The sequence below is a fragment of the Actinomycetota bacterium genome (assembly GCA_005774595.1).
Classification (GTDB): Bacteria; Actinomycetota; Coriobacteriia; order Anaerosomatales; family D1FN1-002; genus D1FN1-002.
This window is the reverse complement of record VAUM01000164.1, coordinates 1-4,144: the sequence shown is the minus strand read 5'-3', so window position 1 is coordinate 4,144 and position 4,144 is coordinate 1. Positions and strand designations below refer to the sequence as shown.

The following is a 4,144-nucleotide window of genomic DNA, read 5'->3' as shown; positions in this document are numbered from 1 at the left end:
CGGTGGCCTGGTGCGACCACCGGTCGGTGGCCCAGGAGCGCACCCATGCGGTGCGGTCGCCCTCGGCCGAGAGCACGAGCTGTGCGGAGCGGGCGGTCGTCGCGTACGTCGGCCCGCCCGCCTCGCCGTAGGTGTAGGTGACGCCCGCCCCATCCGCGGCGGACCAGGAGAGCGTGACCGTCCGGCCGTCCGGGGAGCCGGGCGTGAGCGTGACGGCGGACTGCTCGGGCAGCCACGTGGTCATGAGCGAGTAGGCGGTGTCGACGTCGGGGATGCCGTAGCCTGTGTCGACCGCCTTGACCGGCCAGGACGAGCCGGACCGCATCAGCGCGGCGACGGCGGTCGTGGGGTCGGCGGACGGCGCGCATGACAGCAGGAGCGCCAGCGCCCCGGTCACGATGGGCGTCGCGTACGAGGTGCCCTGGCCGGTCGACGCGGTCCCCGCCCTGGATAGGCCCCAGATACCGACGCCTGGTGCCGCGACGTCCACCTCGTTCTCGGGACCGTAGTTGGAGAAGTCAGCGAGCACGCCGGTGTCCGGGTCGACGGCGCCGACGGCGACCGCTTGGTCGATGCACGCCGGCGCGTACGTGAACCAGTCGCTCGGCAGGGACGCGCCGTCGTGGTTGCCGGCGGCGGCTACGATGATGCAGTCGTGCGCCCACGCGTACTCGACCGCGTCCGCATACGAGTCGCGCAGCCCCTCGACCTCGGTGCCGTCGGCCTCGTACAGGGACTCGCCGAGTGAGCAGTTGATGACGCGCGCGCCGTCGTCGACCGCGTCGTAGATCGCCGCGAGGAAGTCGGCGGTCTCACCGAGTCCCGAGGCGTCGAGCACCCGGTAGACCATCACCTGGTTGGCCGACGAGTGCAGCGCTCCCGCGATAGTCTTGGCGTTCGCCGTCTTGGCGCGCAGGATCGAGGCGACGCGCGTGCCGTGGCCGTTGCCGTCCGCGGGGTCGGCGTCGTTGCCGATGTAGTCCCACACCGGCGTGATCTCGCCGGTCGACTCGGGGTAGGGCATGCTGACGCCGGTGTCGATGACGGCGATGCGCACGCCCGCACGGCCGTCGACGAGCGTGTGCTCCGCGGTGTTGAACGCGCGGTCCCAGGCGGGCTCGAGGTTCACCGACCACGGGTTCGCGGAGCGCGGGCCGAGGTAGGACTCCTGCCCGCCGGCGCCCGCGTAGTCCGGGTCGTCCGGGGGCACCTGTGCGGCGAGCGCCCGTACCCTGCCCTCGGAGGCGGCGGTGCGCACGACACCCTGTACCGCGAGGCGCGCGGCCACGTCCACCGCGTCGTCGCCTTCCGGCGGCGCGACGGCGACGATGCCGTGCCCGCGGTCCTCGGCGCGTGCGGGGTCGAGGCCCGCGGCGACCAGCGCCGCTCGCCGCTGGTCGGCACTCGCTCCAGGCTCGAAGCGCACGACGACGCGCCCGGTCGGCTCGTGTCTGCCGCGCCCCGGGGCCGCCGCGGCGACCGCCGTGTCCGTCGCGGCGGACGAGGCCCGTGCCGGGACGGCGGCGACCAGCAGCACAGCTGCGGCGAGTGCGGCGATCTGTGGGCGTGCGTGTCTCACGGTAGGCATGCCTCCGAGGGAATGTGTCGGCGCATCAGCGGCCGTTCTTGACCGGTAGTGTGATGCGCGTCACCGCGGTCGCGGTCATGCGCACGTGAGGCCCCTTCTCGAGACGCGCCGGTATCTGCGTTCGTTGCCACAGTATGCGGCATCTTGCCTGCGTGCGGGCGGTGCGTTTGACACCCCCTGCGTCGCCGCGTAGTGTGTGCGACGACCTTTAACCCGGTCCCGTGAGGCCGGCAAGGTGCACAACGACACAGCGGGGCAGCTCCCATCTCAGGCCCTCACGCCACGTGCCTTCTTGCCGCCACACGCGCAAGGAGGCCGTTTTCGTCTCCGACGCGCGGAACGGGTACGAACGCGCCAGCGGGGTGGCGGAAGGAGGGCGAGGGTGGAGCACCGGACGAAGGCGGTCGTCATGGACGCCGAGGCGGTCAGCCGGGCGCTGACGCGCATCGCCCACGAGGTCGTCGAGGCCAACAAGGGCGCCGAGCGGCTCGCGTTCGTCGGAATCCTCACCCGGGGGGCGCACGTGGCCGCGAGGCTCGCCGCACGCATCCGCGAGATCGAGGGCACGGACGTGCCCGTCGGCCTGCTCGACATCTCCTTCTACCGCGACGACGTGGGCGTTCGCCTGAATCCCGAGGTGCACCGCACCGACATCCCGTTCTCGGTCGACGGCCGCACGATCGTGCTCTGCGACGACGTGCTCTACACCGGCCGGACCATCCGGGCCGCGATGGACGCGATCATGGACTACGGACGCCCCGACTGCATCCAGCTCGCGGTGCTCGTCGATCGCGGCCACCGCGAGCTGCCGATCCGCGCGGACTACGTCGGCAAGAACGTGCCCACCTCGGCCAAGGAGCGCGTCAAGGCCCGCTTCGCCGAGGAGGACGGCGCCGACGCCGTCGACATCCTCGAGGCGGCGGGGGAGGGCGAGTAGCTCATGCTGTCCTGCAGGCACGTCATCGACATCGAGGACCTGACGCCCGAGGAGATTGTCCACGTCCTCGACACCGCCGACGCGTTCGCCGAGGTCAACGAGCGGCAGATCAAGAAGCTGCCGACGCTGCGCGGACGCACGGTCATCAACCTGTTCCTCGAGCCGTCGACGCGCACGCGTACGAGTTTCGAGATCGCCGCCAAGCGCCTGTCCGCCGACGCGGTGAACTTCAGCGCGAGCAGCTCGGCCACGGTCAAGGGCGAGTCGCTGCGCGACACCGCCAAGACGCTGTCGGCGATGGCGTGCGACCTGGTCGTGGTGCGCCACAAGTACGCCGGCGCGCCGCGCATCCTCGCCGAGAGCATGGACTCGTGCGTCGTCAACGGCGGCGACGGGATGCACCAGCACCCCACGCAGGCCCTGCTCGACCTCTACACGATGCGCAAAGCCCTCGGGAGGCTCGAAGGCCTGACGGTGGGCGTCGTCGGCGACATCTCGCACTCGCGGGTCGCCGGCTCGCTCGTGCCGGCGCTGCGGATGGTGGGCGCGACTCCGGTGGTCGTGGCGCCGCCCACGCTGCTGCCGTCGCGCCCGGACGTGCTCGGTGCCGAGGTCGCGCACGACCTCGACGAGGTCCTGCCCGACCTGGACGTCGCCTACCTGCTCCGCGTGCAGATGGAGCGCGCCGAGGGGATGCCGTTCCCCAGCGTGCGCGAGTACGCGCGCCTGTACGGCATGAACCGCGCGCGGATGGACCGGCTCCGCGATGGTGCCATCGTGATGCACCCCGGGCCGATGAACCGCGGCGTGGAGATCTCGGCCGACGTAGCCGACTCGGACCGTTCGCTCGTGCTCGGCCAGGTGGAGAGCGGCGTCGCGGTGCGGATGGCCATCATGTACCTCCTCCTGGGAGGTGAGGCGAGTGGCGCTGCTGCTTAGGAACGCGCGGCTGGTCGACCCCGCCGTGAAGCTCGACCGCGTCGCCGACGTCGTCGTGCGCGACGGCGTGATCGTCGAGGTCGGCAAGGACCTCGCCATCCCGAAGGGCGAGACGGTCGACCTCGCCGGCAAGGTCGTGCTGCCGGGCCTCGCCGACATCCACGTGCACCTGCGCGAGCCGGGGCGCGAGGACAAGGAGACGGTGCGAAGCGGGACGCGCGCGGCTGCGCGCGGCGGGTTCACGGCGGTGTGCGCGATGGCGAACACCACCCCGGTGTGCGACACCGGCTCCGCGGTGCGGTTCCTCGTCGAGCGTGCCGCGGCCGAGGGCAAGGTGCGCGTGTACCCTGTCGGGGCGCTCACGGTGGGGAGTGCGGGCGAGGCGCTGGCCGAGATCGGCGACATGCTCGCCGAGGGCGCGGTCGCGTTCTCCGACGACGGGCGCAGCGTGGCCGACGCCGGCATGATGCGGCTCGTCATGGACTACGTGAAGCGCTTCGGCGCCCCCGTGCTCGCCCACTGCGAGGACGCCGGGCTCGCCGGCAGGGGCGTGGTCAACGAGGGCGCCGTCTCGACCCGCATGGGTCTTTCGGGTTGGCCCGCCGCTGCCGAGGAGGTGTGCGTCGCGCGCGACATCCGCCTGGCCGAGCTCACGGGCTGCCGGCTGCACGTCCAGCACG

Annotated in this window: 4 protein-coding genes; 3 read left to right on the top strand and 1 reads right to left on the bottom strand. The window is 72.2% G+C overall.

The window, feature by feature from the left end; genetic code table 11:
* On the bottom strand, positions 1-1,579 hold a 1,579-nt coding region (locus tag FDZ70_07050; protein ID TLM74811.1), incomplete at its 3' end, for a hypothetical protein.
* 391 nt (positions 1,580-1,970) lie between these two features.
* Here FDZ70_07050 and pyrR point away from each other — a divergent pair.
* The 3 genes from pyrR to FDZ70_07035 form a co-directional block, all read left to right on the top strand.
* The gene (pyrR, locus tag FDZ70_07045) at positions 1,971-2,525 is read left to right on the top strand and encodes a bifunctional pyr operon transcriptional regulator/uracil phosphoribosyltransferase PyrR (GenBank protein TLM74810.1); all 555 of its coding nucleotides are present in this window, start codon (positions 1,971-1,973) and stop codon (positions 2,523-2,525) included.
* A gap of 3 nt (positions 2,526-2,528) precedes the next feature.
* Complete coding sequence (locus tag FDZ70_07040) at positions 2,529-3,464, top strand: aspartate carbamoyltransferase catalytic subunit (GenBank protein TLM74809.1); 936 nt, start codon at positions 2,529-2,531, stop codon at positions 3,462-3,464.
* On the top strand, positions 3,439-4,144 hold a 706-nt coding region (locus FDZ70_07035; GenBank protein ID TLM74808.1), incomplete at its 3' end, for a dihydroorotase. The genes FDZ70_07040 and FDZ70_07035, both read left to right, overlap by 26 nt.